The sequence below is a fragment of the Staphylococcus sp. EG-SA-2 genome (assembly GCF_017152085.1).
The window spans coordinates 1-1,104 of record NZ_JACYHC010000868.1 but is presented as its reverse complement, the minus strand read 5'-3'; the positions used below and the strand labels follow the sequence as shown (position 1 = coordinate 1,104).

Genomic DNA, 1,104 nt, shown 5'->3' with positions numbered 1-1,104 from the left:
AGTGCCACTATTCATCTCAGCTTTCCAACGCGCCGAAGAATTAGCGGTCGCAATGGAAGTTAGGGGTTATGATGCCAATGTTAAGAGAACGAGCTACAGACAGCTTAAATGGCAATTGAGAGATACGTTATCTTTAATCATGATTATCCCAATTGCTATTATTTTATTCGTATTAAAATATTCAGGAGTGTAAATTCATGCGTATATTAGTAGAAATTGCGTATCAAGGAAATAATTTTCTAGGTTTTCAAATTCAACAAAATGGTCGAACGGTACAGCAACAATTTGAAAAGCTATTACAACGCATGCATAAAAGACATGTGAGAATCCATCCTTCAAGTAGGACTGATAGAGGTGTACATGCGATACAGCAATACTTTCATTTCGACACAGAGCTGAATATACCTATGTCACAATGGCAATATGCAATGAACCGAACGTTACCTGATGATATTTATGTCAACAATGTAGTTACAGTCGATGACGATTTTCATTGTCGTTACGATTGTGTAGGTAAACGCTATCGATATAAAGTATATCAAGCACAACACCGCGATCCATTTCAAAGTGGTTTGAAAACATTTATTCCTGAAACGTTGGATTTAGATAAAATGAACAGAGCGGCACAACAATTCATAGGTACACATGATTTTACGGGATTTTGTTCGCAAAAAACTGAAGTAGAAAGCAAGGTTAGAACATTATACCAAAGTGAAATTGTAAAGACAGATGATGGCTTTGATTATATTGTCACTGGATCTGGATTTTTATATAACATGGTGCGTGTCTTAGTTGCATTTTTAATAGAAGTTGGAAAAGGACGACATGAAATTTCTGATGTGCCGAAGCTACTTGAATCAAAGAATCGTAAGAATGTTCCTTTCACTGCAACGGCTGAAGGATTATATTTAGAGAAGATTTATTTAGATGAAAATGAGTTATTAAAAGACTTTGGCAACGATATCAAAATACATCGTAAAAAATCATTACAAAATGACTGATTGCCATTGACAAAAAGCTTGTGAAATTATAAGATTATTAACGGTATTGTTTTATATCCACCCCACGATAAGCCCCGGAAACTTATTGTGTTACAAGATATAT

At 34.8% G+C, this 1,104-nt stretch carries 2 protein-coding genes; both read left to right on the top strand.

All coding sequences use genetic code 11. The annotated features are described in order from the left end of the window. The coding region (locus IDG60_RS15475) for a CbiQ family ECF transporter T component (protein ID WP_206160888.1) at window positions 1–193 on the top strand (193 nt) is incomplete at its 5' end. A 4-nt stretch (window positions 194–197) separates the two neighbouring features. Beyond that, window positions 198–1,001 carry a tRNA pseudouridine(38-40) synthase TruA gene (gene truA / locus IDG60_RS15470; protein WP_001221855.1) on the top strand — a complete coding sequence of 268 codons (804 nt, stop codon included), beginning with the start codon at window positions 198–200 and terminating at the stop codon, window positions 999–1,001. Window positions 1,002–1,104 lie beyond the last annotated feature (103 nt).

Bases quoted from the DNA above. Each gene is read 5' to 3' on its own strand.
- truA (WP_001221855.1), top strand. From the start codon at position 198: ATGCGTATATTAGTAGAAATTGCGTATCAAGGAAATAATTTTCTAGGT.